At 52.3% G+C, this 20850-nt stretch carries 19 protein-coding genes and 1 pseudogene; 10 read left to right on the top strand and 10 right to left on the bottom strand.

Annotated features, from left to right (window positions below):
* Nucleotides 1–776, top strand: a 776-nt coding sequence (locus EJQ19_RS28485; RefSeq protein WP_338143351.1) for a hypothetical protein, incomplete at its 5' end; no start/stop codon positions are given.
* On the opposite strand, the gene pruA is transcribed toward EJQ19_RS28485, so the two are convergent.
* The 4 genes from pruA to EJQ19_RS28465 all read right to left on the bottom strand — a co-directional run bounded on the left by pruA (nucleotide 757) and on the right by EJQ19_RS28465 (nucleotide 5300).
* The gene (gene pruA / locus EJQ19_RS28480) at nucleotides 757–2325 is read right to left on the bottom strand and encodes an L-glutamate gamma-semialdehyde dehydrogenase (protein WP_126144621.1); all 1569 of its coding nucleotides are present in this window, start codon (nucleotides 2323–2325) and stop codon (nucleotides 757–759) included. The genes EJQ19_RS28485 and pruA overlap by 20 nt on opposite strands.
* Nucleotides 2326–2358: 33 nt before the next feature.
* Nucleotides 2359–3273: a proline dehydrogenase family protein gene (locus EJQ19_RS28475; RefSeq protein ID WP_126144620.1), complete on the bottom strand. Its 915-nt coding sequence runs from the start codon at nucleotides 3271–3273 to the stop codon at nucleotides 2359–2361.
* Between the two features lie 154 nt (nucleotides 3274–3427).
* A complete protein-coding gene (locus EJQ19_RS28470) occupies nucleotides 3428–3958 on the bottom strand; it encodes an exosporium glycoprotein BclB-related protein (RefSeq protein ID WP_277600987.1) in 531 nt (176 codons plus the stop codon).
* 502 nt (nucleotides 3959–4460) lie between these two features.
* Nucleotides 4461–5300, bottom strand: a complete 840-nt coding sequence (locus EJQ19_RS28465; RefSeq protein ID WP_126144618.1) for a phytanoyl-CoA dioxygenase family protein — start codon at nucleotides 5298–5300, stop codon at nucleotides 4461–4463.
* A gap of 131 nt (nucleotides 5301–5431) precedes the next feature.
* On the opposite strand from EJQ19_RS28465, the gene EJQ19_RS28460 reads away from it, so the two are divergent.
* The 3 genes from EJQ19_RS28460 to EJQ19_RS28450 all read left to right on the top strand — a co-directional run bounded on the left by EJQ19_RS28460 (nucleotide 5432) and on the right by EJQ19_RS28450 (nucleotide 8316).
* Nucleotides 5432–6232, top strand: a complete 801-nt coding sequence (locus EJQ19_RS28460) for an AraC family transcriptional regulator (RefSeq protein WP_164716778.1) — start codon at nucleotides 5432–5434, stop codon at nucleotides 6230–6232.
* Between the two features lie 78 nt (nucleotides 6233–6310).
* Nucleotides 6311–7462: an MFS transporter gene (locus EJQ19_RS28455; protein WP_126144616.1), complete on the top strand. Its 1152-nt coding sequence runs from the start codon at nucleotides 6311–6313 to the stop codon at nucleotides 7460–7462.
* Nucleotides 7463–7512: 50 nt separating this feature from the next.
* Nucleotides 7513–8316, top strand: a complete 804-nt coding sequence (locus EJQ19_RS28450; protein WP_126144615.1) for a 3'-5' exonuclease — start codon at nucleotides 7513–7515, stop codon at nucleotides 8314–8316.
* A 145-nt stretch (nucleotides 8317–8461) separates the two neighbouring features.
* Here the strand turns inward: EJQ19_RS28450 and EJQ19_RS28445 are convergent, their stop codons facing one another.
* Entirely contained in the window at nucleotides 8462–8836 is a 375-nt protein-coding gene (locus EJQ19_RS28445; protein ID WP_126144614.1) for an IDEAL domain-containing protein, read from the bottom strand.
* A 294-nt stretch (nucleotides 8837–9130) separates the two neighbouring features.
* Between EJQ19_RS28445 and EJQ19_RS28435 the strand changes: the two genes are divergently transcribed.
* The 3 genes from EJQ19_RS28435 to EJQ19_RS28425 all read left to right on the top strand — a co-directional run bounded on the left by EJQ19_RS28435 (nucleotide 9131) and on the right by EJQ19_RS28425 (nucleotide 13948).
* Nucleotides 9131–10699, top strand: coding sequence for an SWIM zinc finger family protein (locus EJQ19_RS28435; RefSeq protein ID WP_126144613.1), 1569 nt, complete (start codon nucleotides 9131–9133; stop codon nucleotides 10697–10699).
* Between the two features lie 5 nt (nucleotides 10700–10704).
* Complete coding sequence (locus EJQ19_RS28430; protein WP_126144624.1) at nucleotides 10705–13656, top strand: DEAD/DEAH box helicase; 2952 nt, start codon at nucleotides 10705–10707, stop codon at nucleotides 13654–13656.
* 82 nt (nucleotides 13657–13738) lie between these two features.
* The gene (locus EJQ19_RS28425) at nucleotides 13739–13948 is read left to right on the top strand and encodes an alpha/beta-type small acid-soluble spore protein (RefSeq protein WP_126144612.1); all 210 of its coding nucleotides are present in this window, start codon (nucleotides 13739–13741) and stop codon (nucleotides 13946–13948) included.
* A gap of 68 nt (nucleotides 13949–14016) precedes the next feature.
* On the opposite strand, the gene EJQ19_RS28420 is transcribed toward EJQ19_RS28425, so the two are convergent.
* Both EJQ19_RS28420 and EJQ19_RS28415 read right to left on the bottom strand, forming a co-directional pair.
* Nucleotides 14017–14862 carry an ATP-dependent DNA ligase gene (locus tag EJQ19_RS28420; RefSeq protein ID WP_241243121.1) on the bottom strand — a complete coding sequence of 282 codons (846 nt, stop codon included), beginning with the start codon at nucleotides 14860–14862 and terminating at the stop codon, nucleotides 14017–14019.
* Nucleotides 14863–15016: 154 nt separating this feature from the next.
* Nucleotides 15017–16516, bottom strand: coding sequence for an MDR family MFS transporter (locus EJQ19_RS28415; RefSeq protein WP_126144611.1), 1500 nt, complete (start codon nucleotides 16514–16516; stop codon nucleotides 15017–15019).
* A 143-nt stretch (nucleotides 16517–16659) separates the two neighbouring features.
* Between EJQ19_RS28415 and EJQ19_RS28410 the strand changes: the two genes are divergently transcribed.
* Together EJQ19_RS28410 and EJQ19_RS28405 are read left to right on the top strand one after the other, a co-directional pair.
* Nucleotides 16660–17316: a TetR/AcrR family transcriptional regulator gene (locus EJQ19_RS28410; protein ID WP_164716776.1), complete on the top strand. Its 657-nt coding sequence runs from the start codon at nucleotides 16660–16662 to the stop codon at nucleotides 17314–17316.
* A gap of 16 nt (nucleotides 17317–17332) precedes the next feature.
* The gene (locus EJQ19_RS28405) at nucleotides 17333–18160 is read left to right on the top strand and encodes a helix-turn-helix domain-containing protein (protein ID WP_126144609.1); all 828 of its coding nucleotides are present in this window, start codon (nucleotides 17333–17335) and stop codon (nucleotides 18158–18160) included.
* Nucleotides 18161–18634: 474 nt separating this feature from the next.
* On the opposite strand, the gene EJQ19_RS28400 is transcribed toward EJQ19_RS28405, so the two are convergent.
* On the bottom strand, nucleotides 18635–19102 hold the full coding sequence (locus tag EJQ19_RS28400) for a DUF2975 domain-containing protein (RefSeq protein ID WP_126144608.1): 468 nt from the start codon (nucleotides 19100–19102) through the stop codon (nucleotides 18635–18637).
* A 431-nt stretch (nucleotides 19103–19533) separates the two neighbouring features.
* Here EJQ19_RS28400 and EJQ19_RS28390 point away from each other — a divergent pair, with 431 nt between their 5' ends.
* Entirely contained in the window at nucleotides 19534–19947 is a 414-nt protein-coding gene (locus EJQ19_RS28390) for a MerR family transcriptional regulator (RefSeq protein ID WP_126144607.1), read from the top strand.
* 80 nt (nucleotides 19948–20027) lie between these two features.
* Here the strand turns inward: EJQ19_RS28390 and EJQ19_RS28385 are convergent, their stop codons facing one another.
* Nucleotides 20028–20372 (bottom strand): nuclear transport factor 2 family protein, encoded by a 345-nt coding sequence (locus EJQ19_RS28385; protein WP_126144606.1) that lies wholly within the window; start codon nucleotides 20370–20372, stop codon nucleotides 20028–20030.
* A gap of 92 nt (nucleotides 20373–20464) precedes the next feature.
* Nucleotides 20465–20635, bottom strand: a pseudogene (locus EJQ19_RS28380) (MFS transporter); the annotation flags it as partial.
* Nucleotides 20636–20850: the final 215 nt, after the last annotated feature.

The following is a 20850-nucleotide window of genomic DNA, read 5'->3' as shown; positions in this document are numbered from 1 at the left end:
CTTTAAAAAAAGGCTGTGAAGCACACGCCGCTCCCCCTGCTGAGGAAGAAAATTTCTCCTCGCAGGCCGGGAGCGGCGCTTTTTTTTCAATCAAGGGGGGACCAGAAATGATCAAATTCGAGCAAGCTTTTGAAGCGTACATGAACGAACACATCCAGGCAGAAACGAACGGCAGACGAAAAGAACGATTGGAGCGCGGACTCGGCCACGCCGAAATGGTCTTTCTAAAAACGGTGTGGTACCCCATTGTGGGCCACTTTCAAGATCTGCATCCGGAGTGGGAAGTGCGTGATTTTGCTAACGGTTACCGCTATATTGACTTTGCCTATATGCCGAGCGCTGCGCGGGGTGCAATTGAGATCCAAGGCTACGGCTCTCACGCCAGAGACCTCGAGCTTTGGTGGTTTAAAGATCTCTGTTTACGACACTGCCACCTCACCCTGGACGGTTGGTCTGTACTCCCCATCGCGTATCCTTCCATCATCGAAGTGCCGAAACAATGCCAACAGCTGGTCCTGGCGCTCATTGGCAAATTTGTCTCAACGTCCGTGCCAGCGTCTTTAACCTGGCTGGAAGCTGAAGCCGTTCGTTATGGCAGGCGGACTATTCGTCCGTTCACTGCAGCTGAGCTATCCGCACACCTTCGCATCTCTTGCAGACACGCTCGCCACGTTCCCTACCAGCTGTACATCAAACAGCTTCTCTCCGTGGCCAGCGGCACCGTCCGTGCGCGCACTTACCAAATTGTCCACGAACCTACATCTTCCGCGATGTGAGCTTCGCCTGGGTGAGCAGCAAAAGATAGTCATACCCGCCCGCTTTAGAATCGGTCCCGGACATATTGAATCCGCCGAACGGATGTACGCCGACCAGCGCGCCCGTACATTTGCGGTTGATATACAAGTTTCCGCAGTGCATCGAATCAAGCGCTTCCGCAATCCGCGCCTGATCCGTGGAGAAATACGAACCGGTCAAGCCAAACTCCGTATCGTTATAGATTTCGATGGCCTTTCGCCAGTCGCTCGCTTTCGCGATGGCCAGCACAGGGCCGAATATCTCCTCCTGCATGATCTGCGCCCCGGCAGGCACATCGCCAAAAATAGTCGGCTGAATGTAATAGCCATTCCCTTCGGCTTTCCCTCCCCCGGTCAGCAGCGTCCCCTCCTGCTTGCCAATCTCAATATAAGCCAGCACCTTCTCGTAAGAAGCTTTATCGATAACGGGACCGGACGCATAGTTCAGTTCCGGAAGCCCAACCTGCAGCCCTTCGGTCAGCGCAACGACCTTTTTTACGAGTTCGTCGTATACAGTCTCCACGACGATGGCCCGCGAGCCTGCCGAGCATTTTTGCCCTTGAAAACCGAATGCGGACGCCACAATGGCTGCAGCCGCCGCATCCAGATCTGCCGTTTCATCCACAACGATTCCGTCCTTACCGCCCATTTCGGCAATGACCCGCTTGATCCAGATTTGCCCCGGCACAGGGTCCGCAGCCAGCTTATTGATGCGCAGCCCAATTTCTTTGGAGCCCGTAAAAGAGATGAATCTTGTCTTGGGATGTGTCGTCAAATAGTCCCCGACTTCCGCGCCGCTCCCCGGAATATAGTTGATGACGCCGGGCGGCAGCCCGGCTTCTTGCATCAACGCGACAAATTTGTGCGCGATCACCGGGGTGGTTGAAGCGGGCTTCAAGAGGACCGTATTCCCTGCAACAACAGCCGATACGGTCATGCCGACGCAGATGGCCAGGGGGAAATTCCATGGCGGGATAATCACCCCGACACCTAGTGGAATGTAGGAAATCTGGTTGTTCTCTCCGGGGATTTTCACCAGAGGATGTGTCTCATTAATTTCGCTGAGCCGAATCATTTCCCGCGCATAAAATTCGATAAAATCAATCGCTTCGGCGGTGTCGACATCCGCTTCCACATAATTTTTGCCGGATTCGAGAATCATGAGGGCTGAAAATTCATGCTTTCGCGCGCGCATCAGCGCAGCCGCTTTCAACAAATAGGCTGCGCGTTCGGCGGCAGGCACCTTTTTCCACGACTCGAACGTCTCGAGCGCGACACTCATCGCCTTTTCCGCCAAATTCGTATCCGCCTTGCTGACATATCCGATGATCTCATCCACATTCCCCGGATTGATCGACGTGATCTGCGCCTTCGTAAAAATGAGCTCTGCGCCGATATGCAAGGGATACACCTGGCCTAGCTTGTTTTTCGTTTTGGCAATTGCGGTTTCCAGCGCCTTCCGATTCGCCTCAATCGTAAAATTAGTGAAAGGCTCGTTCGTGTACGGTTTGATTGACATTGGCTTTTTCATGAAACCTGCTCCCCTCGCACAAGATAGTCGTCGTTAGCGAACGATGTTTTTCAGCACAAACCAGACATTCGCCGGACGTTCTGCCAATCTGCGCATAAAATAACCGAACCAATCCACCCCGAACGGCACGTATATCCGAACGCGGTATCCCTCCTCAACCAACCGATCCTGTAAGTCTTCCGCAATGCCGTACAGCATTTGAAATTCAAATTGCTCATTCGGTATGCGGCGTTCCGCAATAAACCGCTTCGCTTGCGCAATCATCGCAGCATCATGCGTCGCAATCGCCGTGTAATGGCCGCCCTCCAAATGCTTTTGAATCATGGCAAGAAACTGGTTATCCACATCGGCTTTCTGGGGAAAAGCGACCTTAGGGGATTCTTTATAAGCGCCTTTGACGAGCCGTAAATTGGCGCCGATCTCCCCCAAATCTTCGACGTCCTGCAGCGATCTATAGAGATAAGCTTGAATGACAATGCCTACATTTGCATAGGTTTCACGCAGTTCCCGATACATGTTCAGCGCGATTTCGCAGTGCGCATAATCCTCCATATCAATGCGGACAAATAGGCCATGCTGACCGGCGCGTTCTAGAATACGAAGCATATTGGCCAGGCAAAGCTCATACCCGAGATCAAGTCCCAGTGACGTCAGCTTCAACGAAAGGTTGGCCTGCACCCCGGACGATGCGATGGCGTCGAGCGTTTGGATGCACATCGCCGCCGCTTCATTCGCTTCCTCCTGGGTCGATACGAATTCGCCTAAATGGTCCAGCGTCGCCATTTTGCCTTGTCGATTGAGCGTTTGAACGGCTGCCAGCGACTGGGCTATCGTCTCCCCGGCCACAAATCGGGAGGCTCCAAAGCGCAAGCCGTATTTGCGAGCTAAACGATGCGCTTTGCGATTCGTACCGAGCGACTGCAACATTGTTCTAAGAAGCTTCTCCATCTGCCGATTCCCCTCGCAGTCCGTCTTCTCCAAGCGTTCAACGTAGTACTACTATATGCAAAAGAAAGGCTACTCTGAACATGCGGACAGGCACGCGCTGCAACAGAAAAAGCCGTCTTCAACCCAGAAATGGCTGAAAACGGCTTTATAGCTGTCAAACGATTTCTAATCCTGCGCTTGCATAACCCATTACTGTATTAACCAGGCTCATACCTTCGGCTTCGCACGAGAAGACGATCAGAAGGCGAGTCTCTGCTGCAACCGGAATAGCAAGCCCTGTCGTAATCCCGTGTGAAACAGTTCCAAGCGTGACGATGCCGTTCAATGCCGGCGCAAGTGTCACAGCCGCTCCCGGAACAGGCACGAACACATTATTCGGTGTCGCCGAAGCATACAATTGTGCGGTGATGGTAACCGTAGAATCAGGAAGTGTGAGAGCTTCTGTTGTACTGAAATAAGCGGCAAGCGAAGTGATCGTCCCGGCACGAGGCATAGAGAACGACATATTGCCGATCGCAACAGCGTCGACGACGCCTCCTGCAAGGGATACACCTGCTGCGCTGGAACCAAATGCAATGGCCGTTGTTGTCCCGACAAGTCCTCCTGCCATGGTGGTCAGGGTAGCCGGTATTCCTGAAGAGAAAGGAATAATGGTGGAAGAACCTGGTTCACCAGCCGGACCCATCGGACCCTCTACGCCTCTTGGACCTCTTCGGCCGTCTTCCCCTCTTTTGCCTCGTTTGCCTTTTGGACCTGTAGCCCCTGTTGCTCCTGTAGCTCCTATTTCACCCGTTGCTCCTGTTGCTCCAGTTGCTCCCGGAACCCCCATTGCTCCTGTCGCACCGTCAAAACCTCTAAAACCTCTAGGTCCTCTGTCACCTTTCGGACCTCTTTTACAGCATTTGCTGATGCCGCCAATGATAATAAACTTCTTACAACCGTGGTGGCGACGTTTTTTGTGCTTTCTTTTTTTGCAGCCTGCTATACTTCTCTTTTTTCCCACGAGCATACGCATCTCAACACCTCCCCATGAATGCTTCATCATACGGGGAACTTCGTCCATTTGCCTGTACGTTTTGGGACGTAGATGTCTTTACCTCTTAAAATACGCGTTTGTCCATATAGGATATAAATAGCCCCTTTCCATTTTTCAGGAAAGAGGCTTTTCCGGGACATTTCTAAGGAATCTAGCATTCCGCTCCGGTCATCTCATTCGTAAAAAAACGCTTATACTCCTTCGGCGTCAGCTTGACCGCCGACTCCCCCACATAGTGAAACTGCAGTGCACGGCGCTTTTTCGTCGATAAATTAAACGGGGTGCCGTGCTTGAGCAGACCGTGAAACAACAGCAGTCCGCCGGGCTGCAAGGGCACTGCAACATCTTTTTCAATCTGAACGTGCGCATCGCACAGCTGCCAATCGCGCACCGCATAATGAGGCGTGGCGCCGTCCGCATGCGAACCGGGTATGACGTGCATGCAGCCGTTATCCAGCGCAGCTTCATCGAGGGCGATCCAGACGCCGACGACCGGTTTGTCATAGGCCAGATTGCCGTAGGCCATATCTTGATGCCATGGCTTCTCTCCGCCCCCGTGAGGCGGCTTCAAAAGCGCCATATCCTGTGCAATGCGCGGTTCCTCTCCTAGAATCGCCTTCGCCATCGCAAGGATAGACGGATGCTCGGCAATCGCCCTCAGCCGTTCCTCGACGTTGACGAACTCGCTTACCTTGCGAATCGCAAGCTCTCGATCCTCGTCGGTGCGCAGCTCACGCTGCGGCTTTGTAAACTGCAGTTGAACCCCACGGCTATCCACAAAAATAAGATCATGCAGCGCATCCTTAGCTGCCTGAATCTCCTCTTCGTTCAAAATCCCCTCGACAGCTGAATACCCATCTTGCATGTAGCTCGCAAGCTCTTCCTCCCCCCAGTTCTCATAACCGTCCACCTTGTCTGCAATTTTGTCGTACCTATACAACTTTAATGAAATTTCCTCTGGCGATAACACGTCATCATTGACTTTTGCCATCTTTCACGCCACCTTTTCATTTAAATAATTTCAATACTTCTAATTGAATTATAGAAAGAAAAAGCGCTAATATAAATGCATTAAGCCTCATCATTATTTGCACTATTCTACATATGAAGGAGACGGTGGACTTGTCTTTTTTCAGCAGGGTGAACCTTGAACTAAACGATCTTTTCGGCAAAGTCAATTGCGAACCTAATTGGAGATGGAATCGGGAGCATGAGCCTTTTCACGATTTTGACTTATGGTATGTGTGGGGCGGTGAAGGCGAAGTGATTCTGGGCGGAGAGCGCATGCAAGTCGGACAAGGGGATTGCTATTTATTTCAACCGGGAGATCTTGCCAGCGCCAGACATAACCCGGAGCGCCCGCTGACCGTGACGTTTATCCATTTTAACTGCACCGAGAGCTTCTCGCAGCGAATCTCGCTACCCTCCCGTGTCCGTTTTGATCCTGCCGATTTTCATGAGCTCTATCTTGATCGTTTCATTCAAGTTCGACTGGCGGCTGCCTTCGGCCATGAAGAAGAAGCGACCCTGCTGCTGCGATTGCTGCTGCTCGCTTACGAACGCCAAGCGCCGGGCAACCAGCCTTTCGGCGATCCGGCCAAACGGTCGCTTCGCCGCGTCATGATGGGCGTAGCCGCAAGGATAGGCCAAAATCCTGGACGGCATTACAGCATTCAGGAGCTTGCCAAGGAGGCGCACCTGTCCCCTCGTTATTTTTCTCTCAAATGGAAGGAACTGATGGGCCAAACGATCGAGTCCTATGTGATTCAAAAGCGAATCGAGCGCGCCGCCTACCTGCTGCGCCTGGGGATGAATGTCAGCGAAGTGGCGGAAGCGCTGGGCTACCGCAGCATTTATTTTTTCAGCCGGCAGTTCAAGCAAGTCACGGGCACGAATCCTTCCGACGTTTTACGCAAAACATAATCCTATAGCCACTCGCGGCTGTACGTGATAGAATAACCTTTTTACAACATCAAGCATCTGCAGGAAGGTTAGGTTCGTATGCGTTCATATTCATTTTTACAGTTGTTCAACTTCTTGTATTTTGCGCTGATCGCCCTGTTCGTATCGTTTCTCCCTGTATATCTGGACGCCCAAGGGCTTTCCACATCCAAAATCGGACTCATTATCGGCACCGGCGGGTTCATTGCGATTTTTTCGCAGCCGCTTTGGGGCATGATCAGCGATAAAACCAAAACCATTAAAAAAGTGATGCTCGTCCTTGTCGTCTGTTCGACATTGCTAGGTTACTGCTTGTATGCCTCAACCACTTGGGCGATGCTGATGGTCTTCACCATGCTGCTGTATTTCTTCCTGATGCCGCTCGATCCGCTAACGGAAAGTCTGAATTTCCAAACGGCGGAAGCCGCAGGCATAAGCTACGGCTCCATTCGAACATTCGGCGCCTTCGGATATGCATTAATGTCGCTGGCCGTCGGCTTTACCGCACAGTATTTCGGTATCGGCAGCCTTGCGTACCTTTTTGCCGGGATCGGTTTCTTATCGATCCTGAACGTGCTTTGTCTGCCCGACGCGCCGGTCACCGGTAAGCCGATTACATTGCGCGCGCTGCGCAGCTTTTTAGCGAGAAAAGAAACGCTCTGGTTCATGGCGCTCATCTTCGTCGTTGCGGTACCGCAGCGGATCAACGATACGTTTCTTGGCGTATACATCCGCGACTTGGGCGGAAGTCCGAAACTGGTCGGCGTCGCCTGGTTCTTGGCCGCGGGAAGCGAGATTCTGGTTTTTGCTCTGAGCTTCTGGTGGCTGCGTCAAGGAAAGGAGTTGGCCATCATTTCGTTCTCGGCCTTTTTTTACTTCATCCGCTTCTTCCTCTCGGCCTGGATCACAGAGCCCCACCTGCTCGTAGCCATTCAATTATTACAGGTTTTCACGTTTCCGATTTTTTATTCGGCGGCGATTCAGTACTTGTACCGCATCGTTCCGGAAGAATGGCGGGCGACAGGGCAGACAGTGTTGGCAATCCTCTTTTTTGGCGTATCGGGCATTGTGGCGTCGTATATCGGCGGTTGGGTGTACGACCAGGTTGGCGGTAAGCAGCTGTACCTGTGGGTGTCGGGCATGTCGCTGGCTGGCGTACTCCTCAGCCTTGCCCTGCGCGTCGTTTTCCGCAAACAGGTGCTGGTAAGCTGAGCGAATTCTGTTACAATTAGAAGCACAGTAATGAAACGGGGGCCCGCACCATGGACTACATTGTACTCGATATTGAATTTAATGGGCGAAAATTTGCAAGCGATCTGCCGATGGAAGTCATCGAGATCGGGGCCGTCCGACTGGACGCTTCTCTGCAGCAAATCGACGAGTTTTCCGCCTTGATCAAGCCTGTCTACTTTGCAAAGCTGAACGGGTTTATTAAAAAGAAAACCGGCATTCCCCAGGAGGATATTGACCGGGCGAGCGGCTTTCCGAAGGTGATTCAGGATTTCATCCGCTGGCTCGACCGCAGTCCGGAGAAGCTTCTCATCACTTGGGGCGGCGAAGATTTGAAGCGCATTATCCTCGATACGCGCATGCACAAGCTGGACGACGCCTATTGGATGGCGATGGACTACTTCGACTTGCTGAAAGGCTACATCCGCTTTAAAAATGTGACCAACGATGTCAGCGTCGAAGCCGCGCTGGACGAACTCGGCATTACTGGCGAAGGCTCCGCTCACCGCGCGCTAGACGATGCGCGCATGACCGCGGAGGTGCTGCGCGCCGTCTTTCAAGAGCTCGACTTCTCGCGCAAGCAGCTTTTCGTCGACAAGTACACGAACGCGAAGGAACGTCGGCTCGTCAAAAACGCCGTGCGCACGATGCGCACACATAAGGTCGAGCCGACTTGGGAGCTGTTCGCAGCCAAATATTTTGCGGACAAGCTTGAAGGCGCCGATCCGCGCAAAATCGCCGAGCTGCAAAGCCTGCTCGCGGAAGAAGCGGCCAAGGCGCCGGCGGTGCGCAAGCCCGCCCCAGCACCCGCACCGGCTCAACCGGACGAGGCGTAGGCGGCTTGCATTACAAGTTAAGCCCCGACACGTGGCACGCCCCAAAACAAAAAGAAGCATTGTTTCCCCAATCAGGGGAGCAATGCTTCTTTACATAACCGCGATGCGGGTTTCTGGGATAGCTGATCTATTGAGAAGCTGGACCTTAGCGTAAATCCGCGCTGATCCGGTTAACTCCTTGCTTCTTGCCCTCACTTGCCTCGTCGCTGGCATCGCCCTTCGCTTCCAACATTAGCAGGTGCTCGCTAAGCTCACGGAACCAAGCTTCGTCGCGAACCGAAAGCGCCAAATCAATCATACTCTTCGCTTGCTCGACTGTCGTCACGCCGCCCTCCGGCAGCTTCTTCATGCTCGCCAAGTTCACGTCGACAATATGCCCGATCGTAGATTCCCGATCCGAGGCAATGACATAAACAAAGCCGATGCCCAGCGGCGTTGCAATTGAATCCACAAAGCCGTGTACCATTTCATCCTCGCGTGTCGTTGCGACTACCCAGTCACTGACGGCAATATTCATCATCTTCAATCGCCACCTTCGTGTATAATGAACTTTATACTGTAATTATATTAGTTACAGTAAAGAAAGTCAATACACATCATGCGTACACGCGGATAAAAACGGTTATTTCAACCCCGTCGTCGCCACACCTTCGATAAATTTCTTCTGAACTAAGAAGAACACTAGCAGCAGCGGCACCGATGCCATCACGGAAGCTGCCATCCGGAAATGGCCATTGACCGGGAAATTTACAAGATGGCGGCGGCTATTTATACTAGAGAGATATTCAATTGTAAATGGCAAAGGAGCTTTCCGATGCAAGCAGCAACTACACTTAATGAAGAACAATGGGCTGGCATTCTTCGGTATGTCGCCGAAACGTATTCCGAAGTCACGCTCAGCCGAGGGTTTCATTTCTACAAGCAAGGCATGGTCGATTCCCTGCGTCTCTCCGATTACGGGCTGCTCGAAGCACGTGTCGAAGAGTTCGGGGAAAAATGCAGGGTAGAGCTCGATGTAAACAAACCTACGATTGCTGCCTGCAGTTGTCCGGCTGCAAGAGGCTGCAAGCACATGGCCGCCGCCATTATGGCGCTCGGCGATCGGTACGGCTATCCGGCTTCGCAAGTCGTAAATGCCAAGATTCATTTAAAGCGTATGGCGGCGAAAGCGGCTGAAGGCAGCGGAGCGGAGAAGCTGCCTGGACTGCCCGTCAGCGGCTGGCAGCAGTTTCTTGACGGCTATACGCAGGGGATTAAGCCTTCCTACGATCAAGGGCGCTATGTGGAAGAGCTGCGAGTCCGCCTTGCAAGCCTGCAGCAAACAACCATAGCTTTCAGCGCAGCAGACAGGCTGTATTGGGAGCTGCATCAGCAGCTTTTTATCCTGCGCAAACTTGCAGAACAGCAACACGAATTAAGCGTCACCTTTTACACATCCTCTACGATTTATTGGGTGCTCGATCATCTGAACCAGTGGCTGGAGCTCCCGGAGCATCAACAAGGTCTGGCCCAGGACAGCAAGCGGCTGGAGGACACATTGGCGTATTTACGGCAGGGGATTGAACGGGAAAGCGACAAGCGCAATCAGCACTTTATCGTCTATGCCGCGATGTGCGCGGGAGCGGCCGAGCTGCTCCCTGCGCAAGAACAAGAAAGACTGGCACAGACGGAAGCCGCCGCTTTGGTACAAATCAGCGAAACGAAGGCCAATCTGTCCAGCGTCGCCGCCCATGCCTATGTGCTGACATGGCTGGGGCATTCGGACGAAGCCTGGAAGAAGCTTGCCCTGCATCCTTCCTTCGAGACCGCGAGCAGCTCCGTTTATCAGCCGTTTCTCGCGTTTTTCACGATCCACCGGCAATGGGTGAATTTAGCGGACTGGCTGCGGCAGTTGACGCCTTTTTTTGCTAGGAAGCGGCTGGATGAGCTGAATACGCTTATCGCGTACTGGAAGCTTGCCGCCGAACATTTGCCCCAAGCGGAAGACGCCATGTGGCGCGCCCTGGAGACGCTGCTGCCCCTTTCGTACCGGGTCATCGAAAGCCTTCTCCATGAGCAAGGCAAATGGAAGCTGTGGATCGAGCTGCAAATCATGCAGGGGCACAGTCCGCTCGAACACCGCGTCAGTGTGCTCCAACCAATAGAGAAGGAGTCGCCCGAGCTGCTGCTTCCCTACTATCATCAAGCGATCGAGCAGTACGTCCGGCTTAAGAACCGGCACGATTATAAAGCGGCGGTGAAGCTGCTGAAACGTCTGGACAAGGTATACAAAAAAATGAAGCAACCGGAGCGCTGGGAGGCGTTCTTCGCGGGCTTCGCCCAGCGCCACAGCCGTCTGCGCGCCTTGCAAGAGGAACTAAAGAAAGGAAAGCTGCTGGAATGACGACGATGCTCTCGTATTTACATACCCTTTCGCTTTCCGTCACATTGACCGATCGCGGCGACGCCCTCATCTGGGGCGAAAAAGACGGACGCGACATCGGCGGCGAGCAGCTCGCCAAGCTGCTCTTTGCCTGGCATGCGCCGTCTTATTACGGCACGACGCTGGAGATCACAGCGGCCGGCGAGCTTAGCCTGGTCGTCCTGCCGGCGGAAATGGCGCTGCCTTACTTCGCAGCGCCCAATTTCCTAGAAATCGCCGAATGGCACATGGCGACCGAGGCCGGCCGGCAGCTTTTGGAGCTGGCACCGCTGCTGCTGCGCGCCGCCGAAGAAGGCAGCTACCTGCCGAGCTTCGAGGCATACCGCCGCGGCGAGCTTGCGTGGACGTGGGATGGCCGCGCGGAAATGTTCGAAGGCGTCGACTGGGTGGCGATCAGCCGACTGGAAGGCTTTGGCGACAGCCTCTCCGGGCTGCGCGCCCTTTTCTCCGCTGCCGTCAAGCAGCGGCACTATGCCTCGGACGCGGCGCTGGGCGACCTGCGCCGCGATTATCCGGCGCTGTTCCGCACAGCGCCAGGGCTGTCGGCGGAAGCCATTACCGAAGCGGAATGGCTTGCCGCCATGGGGTGGCGGCCGGACATCGCGCCGTTCCGTCCGGCCCTGCAATTGCTGGAGCCGGATGACGAAGATCCGGCCTGGCGCCTTCGCCTCGTCCTGACGGACAGACAGGACGGCTCGTTCATGATCCCCGTCCGCTTGCAGGAGGACGGGCAAGCGACAGGCGACTGGGATGACGCCTGGGAACCTTTCGTCGCCGAGCGGGCCCCGGGCTGGGCGGCTCGGCTTGGTGCGGCGCTGCCCGGCTTGACAAGCCGCGGCGTCCTGCTCGGGACCACGTTAACCGACGAGTCGGCGTGGTCCTTCTTGACCACCAACAGCCGTCAACTCCTGGAGGACGGCTGGAACGTGCTGCTTCCCGGCTGGTGGGAAGCAGCCTCGAAGCGCAAGCCGCGGCTGAGCGCGCGGCTTGCCGAAGGCGCCGGCAGCGGCGGAGGCGGCGAGTCGCTGTTCGGGATGAACGCGCTTGTCAGCTTCGACTGGCGCGTCGCCATCGGCGAAAACTCGCTGAGCGAAGCGGAGTTTATGAGCCTGCTCGAACGGAACGAGCGGCTGGTCCGCTTCCGAGGCGAGTGGATCTATCTTGATCCGGCGCTGCTGGAGCAGATCCGCCGGCTTATGGCGAGCGTCGACCCCGCCGAGGGCTTGTCGCTGCAGGATATTTTGCAGCTGCATCTGCTCAGCGAGCTGGAGAAGGAGCAAACTGCCGAACGGCGTGCTTCCGGCAGAAAAGAGGAGTCGGAAGAAGAAGCGGAGGACGACGCTCGCGTGGAGCTCGAAGTCGAGCTGAACGCGCATCTGCTCAAGCTCATGCGGCAGCTTGCGCAGCCTTCCGACATTCCTGCATTGCCCGTTCCCGATGGCCTGCAGGCCGAACTGCGCGGCTACCAGCGGCAGGGCTTCACCTGGCTCAGCTATATGCGGCAGCACGGCCTTGGCGCCTGTCTTGCCGACGATATGGGGCTCGGGAAAACGGTTCAGTTTATTACGTATCTGCTCTACCATCAGCCGGTTTCGGAGCAGCCTGCCCTGCTCGTCTGTCCGACATCCGTGCTGGGCAACTGGCAGAAGGAGCTCGCCCGCTTCGCACCGGAGCTCCGGGTCATGCTCCATTATGGCAAATCGCGACTGGGCCGCGAGGAGCTGACCGAAGCTCTTCCGCATACAGATATTGTGCTGACGTCCTACACGACGGCGCTGCTCGATCAAGAAACGCTCCAAGCGTACACCTGGAGCTCCCTCTGTCTCGACGAAGCGCAAAACATTAAAAATGCCGCCAACAAGCAATCCGCGGCGATCCGCTCGCTCAGCGCCCTGCACCGCATTGCATTGACGGGGACGCCGATTGAGAATAGGTTGTCAGAGCTATGGTCGATCTACGACTTCATGAATCCCGGCTTCCTCGGCAGTCAGCGCGGCTTTCAACAGCGGTTCGCCACACCGATCGAGAAGCATCAGGATACGGAGCGCACTGCGCAGCTTCAGCAATTCATCAAGCCGTTCATGCTGCGGCGCAAGAAAAAAGATCCGGCCATCCAGCTCGATCTGCCGGATAAGCTGGAGAACAAGGTCTACATCAACCTCACGGCAGAGCAAGGCGCGATGTACGAGCAGACTGTGAAAGATCTCATGTCGCGCATGCAGCAGCTTGAGGGCATGGAGCGCAAAGGCGCCATTCTCGGCGCCTTGACGCAGCTCAAGCAGCTGTGCGACCATCCGGTATTGTTGTCGAAGGAGCTGGACATTGTGGAGAGCACACAGCTCTCCGAGGAGATCCGCGAGATGCTCATAGGGCGCTCCGCCAAGCTGGAGCGATTGGTGACGATGGTGGATGAACTGCGTGATGAAGGCGACTCCTGCCTGATCTTTACCCAGTACGTCGGCATGGGCCGCATGCTGGCGAATCTGCTCAGCGCGCAGCGCGGCGAGCCGGTACTCTACTTGAACGGCTCTACGCCCAAGCAGGCGCGAGATGGCATGATTGAGTCGTTTCAGGCATTTGACGGCGTGGGACCGGGTCCCGGCATCTTCATTCTGTCGTTGAAAGCCGGCGGCGTCGGCCTCAATCTAACTGCCGCGAATCATGTCTTCCATTTTGACCGATGGTGGAATCCGGCTGTTGAGAACCAAGCGACTGACCGGGCTTATCGGATGGGTCAGAAGAAAAATGTGCAGGTGCACAAATTCATCTCCCTCGGCACGTTGGAAGAGCGGATTGACGAGATGCTGGAAAACAAAATGAGCCTCAGCGAGAATGTCATTTCCTCCTCCGAGGGCTGGATTACGGAGCTTTCCAACGAGGAATTGCAGGACTTGTTTACACTTCGGCGGACGTGGTAGGAAAATTTTTTGGGAGGGCATGCATAATAATCCAATACCTCCGCAAACTACTCCCATACCCTTCCTTAAGGAGTGATAACTCATGGCTAGAAACAAACAATTAGTCGTGCAAGAAGCAAGAGCAGCCCTCGAGCAAATGAAGTACGAAGTGGCGCAGGAACTCGGTATCGCCCTGCCGCAAGACGGTTACTACGGTTATATGGCAACGCGTGACACCGGCTCCATCGGCGGTCAAATCACCAAGCGCCTTGTGCAAATCGCCGAACAGCAATTGAACGGCTACCGCCGCTAGGCTCGAAGGCTACATAAGAAGAAAAGACTGGATCTCACCTCACACGAGGAGATGCCAGTCTTTTGCTTTTATATGACAAATGTTTGAAACACCGGTGAGCGCAACCTGCCGCTTCGGCTCCATGCTTTCGTTTTGATATTGGCCATGATAACCGGCTCCATATAAGCAAAATGTTCGTCTTCCTTATAGACGAGCCTGCCTTTTACCCGCTCAATTGCGAGCCGATGCTCCGGTTTCACACCGTGTTCAATAACGCCTACCGGCAATTTATCCCCGTTCGGACCGTCGATCGATGCGAGCAAGGCAAAATTGTTTTTGCGATACCCGGAGACATATACGTCCGCATGCGTCCAGTTCGTCACCTTTTGCCAGACTTGAGAGCGTTTTCCTTGTTGGTAGATGGAATTTTCTTTGATAGATTTGATGACAATACCTTCTAGCCCCTGCCTGCACATTTCCTCAAAATAACTCGTTGCCAAACCTTCGAATATGGGAATTTTTTTGAAGTTTGCGGTTTCGGTGAAAGCTTCGTCCAAGTATTGTTTCCGTTTCAGCAGCGGCAAATGCGTCACATCGATACCCTTATATCGTAAAATATCGAAAGCATAAAACACGACCGGCCGCAAATTTTTGCGGGAATAATACCTCGCCGTCATCGCCTCGAAATCCGGTTTGCCCTGATCGTCGAGCACCATCAGCTCCCCGTCCAATACAGTGCCTTGCGGGAGCGGACTTTGCAGCAGCTCTGGAAATTTGTGCGTAATGAGCTCCTGATATTTCGTGTAAACATAAAGCCTGTCCATTTGGGACACGATAACTCTAACGCCATCAAGCTTCTGCTCGGCAATATGATGTTTGCTGTTAAAAGGTTTATTGTTTTTCGCTTCGTAAGGCTTCATAGGAGCAATGAACATGTATGATCACCCTAGCTTCCATGATACTGTACGCCGCGAGATGTGCCTATAGGGACTTGAAGGTAAAAGCGAGAGATTCTCGCTAAAATGCCGGCAAAAAAGTGAAAAAGCCTCCTTAACCGGAGGCTTTTCGATCATTCTTATGCGGCTTGGATTAATGCATTCCTTCAAATGCAATGTCTGAGCGAACCTCTTCAGTTTTCGCTTTTCGACCGCGGCGCAGGAAGAGTCCAAGGACCGCTCCGAAGATCGCCACGATCAGCATGATGCTGAACGTATGGCCAAAAGCGTCCGGCGCGACAGTCAGCATCGCTTTCTGCATCTCGGCCGGTGAAGTTACTGGCAGCTTCTGCGCTTTGATCTCAGCCGTAACTTTGGCTGTAAGAATCGTCACGACGATCGCAACCGCAAAGGAGTTTACAACTTGCTGCATGGCGCTCGTGAGCGAAGTGACGCGGCTGACGAGGTCTTGCGGCGCTTTTTGAATCAAGTGCGAGTTGATCGGCATCATCATAAGTCCCATGCCTGCACCCGCCATAATCAACGGTAAAATCAGATCATGACCTTCCGTCGTCGCGCTTACGTGCGAATATTGGAAGATCGCGCCGGACACCAAGCTGAGGCCGATAACGACCAACCAGCGTACGCCGATTTTATCGTATAAGTATCCGCCGATCGGCATCATAAAGGCTGAAGCGAGCGCCTGCGGGAAAAGTGATAGTCCCGTGTCAAAAGCGCCGTATCCGCGAGCTTGCTGCAGGAACTGCGGCAGCAGGAAGATCGCCCCGAAGAGGCTGAATTGCACCACCCATTGAACGAAGATCCCGAACGAGAAGTCTACGGATTTGAACACGCGCAGCTCCAGAAGTGGAATTTTGGCTCGTAATTCAACGATGACGAACGCGATTAAGGCGAGTCCGCCAACGATGAGACCCGTCAACGTTTTTGTCGACGTCCAGCTGTCCGCACCTTGGGTAATGCCGTAAGACAATGCCGCAAAGGCGATTGGCCCCAGGATCATCCCCGGAAGGTCGAAGCCCGCGACCGGCTTACGCGGCGTAAATGGCAGCTTCCACATCCCGAATATAAAACTGACAATCCCTACAGGGATGTTAATAATAAAAATCCAATGCCAGGAATGGTATTCAACCAGCCAGCCGGACAGCACCGGGCCGATTGCCGGCGCCAGCAAAATCGGCACACCAAGCATGCCCATGACCTGCCCGATTTTGTTAGGCGGGCTCAAGCGATACACATAGGCCATCGCCACCGGCATGACAAAGCCACCGCCGAGACCTTGCAGAATCCGGAAGAAAATCAGCATTTCCGCACTGTTTGGCGTTGCGCACAAAGCGGATGCGAGCGTGAACAACAGCACCGAGGTCAAGAAAACATTTTTCGCGCCAAAACGGTCCGATAACCAACCCGCGAGCGGAATAACCGCTGCCGAAGCCAGCATATACCCCGTCACCGCCCACTGAATCGTCGGCAGATCCGTTTTGAAATCGACAACCAGCTTGGATAGCGCAACGTTCATCGCGGTCGAATCCAGAATAACCATGAAAATCCCCACAATAATGGCTATAAGCGGGACGATGATGCTCGTAATTTTAAACTCCGGCTCTGAGCTGCCGGGTACCGCGGTTTGACTCATCCGAACTCCTCCTTAGACAATCTCTATCGTCTCGTGTTACAATGTTTACGGACAATTGTCCGCTAACTCATAATACGGGACAATTGTCCGCAATGTCAAATGAAATTTTTATTGCCGATTTTACACATCAGGAGGAGCCAGGTATGAAACAACCCGATGATCCAAACTCACAACTTACACCTGAACCGGGCCAACCGACTGCTACCCCCGGAGGCCGCAGGGAAATTCGCGATTACGAATACCGACAGCGCATTTTGAGCGCCGCGCGTACACTTCTCACGACTCAAGACGTGGATTCTGTCACGATGCACCAGATTGCCAAAGAATCCGGCGTCGGTCAGGGGACGCTTTACCGGCGATACACACATATGGGCGATATTTGCAGTGACTTGATCAAGTCAACGACACAGCAATTTGTAGGCACTTTGGAAGAGCGCTACGGTTCCCCTGCGCCTGATGCACGGGGTCTTGCCATCTTGGAGAGCTGTATCCGGGATCTCATTGCATTCGTCGACACGCACGTTTCGTTGCTGGCATGGATCAGTTCCATGCACGCCGATAAGCGACAATATAATATTTTGCAAAAGCCTTTTTTTGTCCGGCTGCACCGGATCCTTGTGCCTTTGCTCGAGCGAGCGGTCGCCCAAGATGACATTGAACCGCTTGACGTTACGCTCACGGCCAATATTATCCTCATTACTCTTATGCCTGAGTCCTATCTGTTTCACAAAAACAACCTGGGTTACACCAAGGACTCCTTCACCGAGGGAATTTGCCGGCTGTTTGTGAAAGGGTTATAAGGGGAGGCCTGGGGATATGAATGCCTATCAGCAAATTTTCTGGAAAAAATATATCGCCCAAGCGAAGCTCGACGTTATCTACGCCTCTTACACCAAAGTTTCGCGATCGTGGAACGACGAAAACCCCGCATGTCCGTTCAATCGCCTGTATATGATTATGGAAGGCGAGGGATTCGTCCGGATAGGCGAGCAAGTTTTCTATCCCAAGCCGGGCGAGCTCTACCTCCTTCCTGCTGGGAGCGATCAGGCATACGGTACGATCAGCGATGACACCTTCGGTAAATTTTGGTGCCATTTCAGTGCAAAGATTGGCGATCTGGATCTTTTTCAGATTTTGCATGTATCGCCGTTTATCAAAGTGAACGCGCTCGAAATGTTCAAAGAGAAATTTGAACGTTTGATCAGTTGGAGTAAAGACAGCGCCATGACCTCGGAACTCAGGCTTCATGCCGCTCTGCTCGATTTGATCGCCGATTATATCGAACAAAGCCCATCTATGAAGCTGAGCATCGGCGGTACGCCAACCTTCGAGAAAATGAACAATGTGCTCGACTATATGGCTGCCCACCTGTCGGAACAGGTGTCGATCGAGGAATTGGCGCAGATTACGCACTATCATCCGAACTATTTTATCAACGCTTTCAAGCAATTCACCGGGTATTCTCCGATTCACTATATGAACCACCTTCGCGCGGAAAAAGCGAAAGAACTGCTGCTCACCACGGAACTGAGCGTCTCGCAAATCGCCGAGTCGTTCGGGATGGAACTGTCGTATTTTTCGCGGATGTTCAAGGAGCATACGGGGTTTAAGCCGACCGGATTCCGGGAGCTGCGTCCGCGGTAGGGCGTGGTTGGCGTAGTTGGCGTTGTTTGGCGTTGTTGCGCGTAGTTGAGAAGCGGAGTGCGGTAGAACCGGTGGAATCAATGTTATCTGTAACTAGATAGTTGAGCGGAACGTCAGTGCGTTATTTGGGTGGAATCTTGCAGTTTTGGACGTAACGCGGAACGTAGATACCTTATTTGAGCCCAAAACCCGGTTATTCCCCTACAATTGCGTAAATAAGGCCTTGTCGTTCCGGTTGATGAACGGAATGGGCACTTTTTAACAAAATAGCGTCTTCTCGTTCCCCATCTTCCGAGCAAGATCGGCACCGGACGCAATCCTGCCAAACTTTTAGGTTGGCTTGAAAATAGAAATAGCGGCAGCCTTAGGCTGTCGCTTGTTTGATGAATGAACGCGCGACTTCCACCTGCGCAGGCTAAATCCGCATCAGCTGGGCTGGCCGCATGCCTGGAAAGCGAAAGCCTCTTCTCTACTTTAGATCGGAGCTTTTTTTAATGGCTTTTGCAGCGCGTCCACAGTGGCTGCGATGATACTTGTTGCTAAAATCCCCATTAGACATAATGAGGTAGGACCGGCTGCATCATCACTGTCTGTAACTGAAGCAAGCACCCTTAAACCTACTATGGCTATCAAAATGAGAATAATAACTGCAAAAGCACATTTCTTTATAATCTGCAAGGATTTAAGGGATAGCTCAGATAAAGCATTGTTTTTTTCGATGTAGGTTAACAGTTTATAGGCTTGATACAACGCAACAGAAACCGCAATACAGAATCCGTATGAACATATTAAAAAAGGGATTAGGAAGTAAGCCGTCTCTGGATGTACCTTTGCATCTTTAACGGCTATCCCAGGCAGGCAGATACACAAAGCAAGCACTGCAATTCCTGCCAGAAAAATAATGACCTTTAAGAACGTGGTTGAACCTCGTCTAACATTCAATAGAATCACCTCACTTATTAATTGACAGCATGATCTTATCACATGATTTATCGTTTTACAATAAATTTATGTTGTTATAAACAATATTATTATTGTTATATCCAACAAAAAAGAGCATTTCTTTTTAAAAAGAAGTGCTCTTTCCAGGTGCCCCAACCAAGGCAAAGTCTATTATTTTTTGAAGTATTGTTCTAGTTCAAGGACTTCAAGCAGACCAAGCTGTACAGGCCGCCAGCCCAGCAGATCCTGCGTCTGTACACTCGACCTAGGAATATCAAGTGCAGCCAGGACGCCTAAAAAACTGTTCCTTCGAGCACGGCTCACTCCACTCCTAAAAAGTGTTCCCACACAATTGTGGTTGATGAATCGAACAATTACAGCATAAACTATAGAGTGAACTCTAAAGCAAGCCATTCCGAGGAGAAATCGAGATGAAAATTCAAGAATTAGCGGTAAAAATGGGATTATCCGTTCATACGATCCGTTTTTATGAAAAGGAGGGCCTCTTCGACAGTCGCCATGTGCAGCGGGAGAAAAATAACTACCGCAATTACTCAGACGAGGCTGTAGAGCGCCTGCAAATGATCAAGAAGTTTCAAGGCCTGGGGTGCTCGCTGGCCGAGTTAAAAGAGATTTTTCAGGATCACGATACCAACACGAAAACTCACCAACAGATCATTGACTGGATCGAGCAAAAGAAAGCTGAGATTGAGCAGAAGAAAGCCGAATATGACCAAGTTCTCGAGACGTTGGAATGGATGATTGCATACAGAAAGCTTTTAATGACCGATCCGCAAAAAGCTGAAACGCTGTTCAAAGCTAGAACGTCCGTTTCCCCTCACTAAGCACAAGCCGCCCTTCTCGCTTAAACGCCCCGCATGACATAAAAAAAGTCGCATGCATGCGCCTTTTTCTTTGGCCCTGATCAAGGCAGGGATATGAAGAGTTTCTTGATTTTTCCGTCTGACAGAATAAATGTATGCTTCAAAAGGAACGGATCCGGCAAATTCGTTTTATCAAAGTCGCCGTCGAGCGCCGCGATAACAGCGTACGCGCCGTCTTCTTGCATGACTTGCGTAATGTCAAAACGAACATGAACCTTAAAAATTTCTGATTCGCACCAGTTTCGAATAGCATCTATGCCATTGAATTCCCGATTCATATCTACGACATCTGCGTTCTCATCAAATGCGTCAAGAAGTAGTTCCAATTGTTCTGTGTTCGATGCCTGAAAATAAGCTTTCACGGAATCCGGTAATTGCAACATCATATAATTTCCCCCTTAATTGTAATCTATATCTTAATTCTGCTGCAGCTTTGTTTGCGGACGAATATAGCGGATGGCTAGAAATGCTGCGATTGCGTGCCAATTGCATAACTGAGAGAGAAAATGGAAGTTAACTGACCTGCGGATGCAATGGATATTCCCATATCTCTGGCTATGATATCCAAGAAGCCGGCAATCACATACTCGGAAGTTCCTACGAAGAATGTAATGATCGCCAGTAGTATGATTTTAAAAGAGTTTGACATGTTCTACCTTCCTTTGTAACAGAATTTTGCAAGAGCCATGTGTGAGTAAGCTCAGTACGTGGATTATGATAACAACGAAACAACCATTAGTCTAATGCATGGTTTCTATTTTTTTAATTAATAAATTTCATGTATTTTCACCTTCGCATAAAATAAACAGCAAACACCCCCTAAACCAGTATTTAGGGGGTGTTTGTGAAGCTGATCCAGTGATC

This window comes from Paenibacillus whitsoniae, assembly GCF_003955665.1.
In the GTDB taxonomy this organism is placed as follows: Bacteria; Bacillota; Bacilli; order Paenibacillales; family NBRC-103111; genus Paenibacillus_E; species Paenibacillus_E whitsoniae.
The sequence above is the reverse complement of the archived record's forward strand: the minus strand, read 5'-3'. Positions and strand labels throughout refer to the sequence as shown.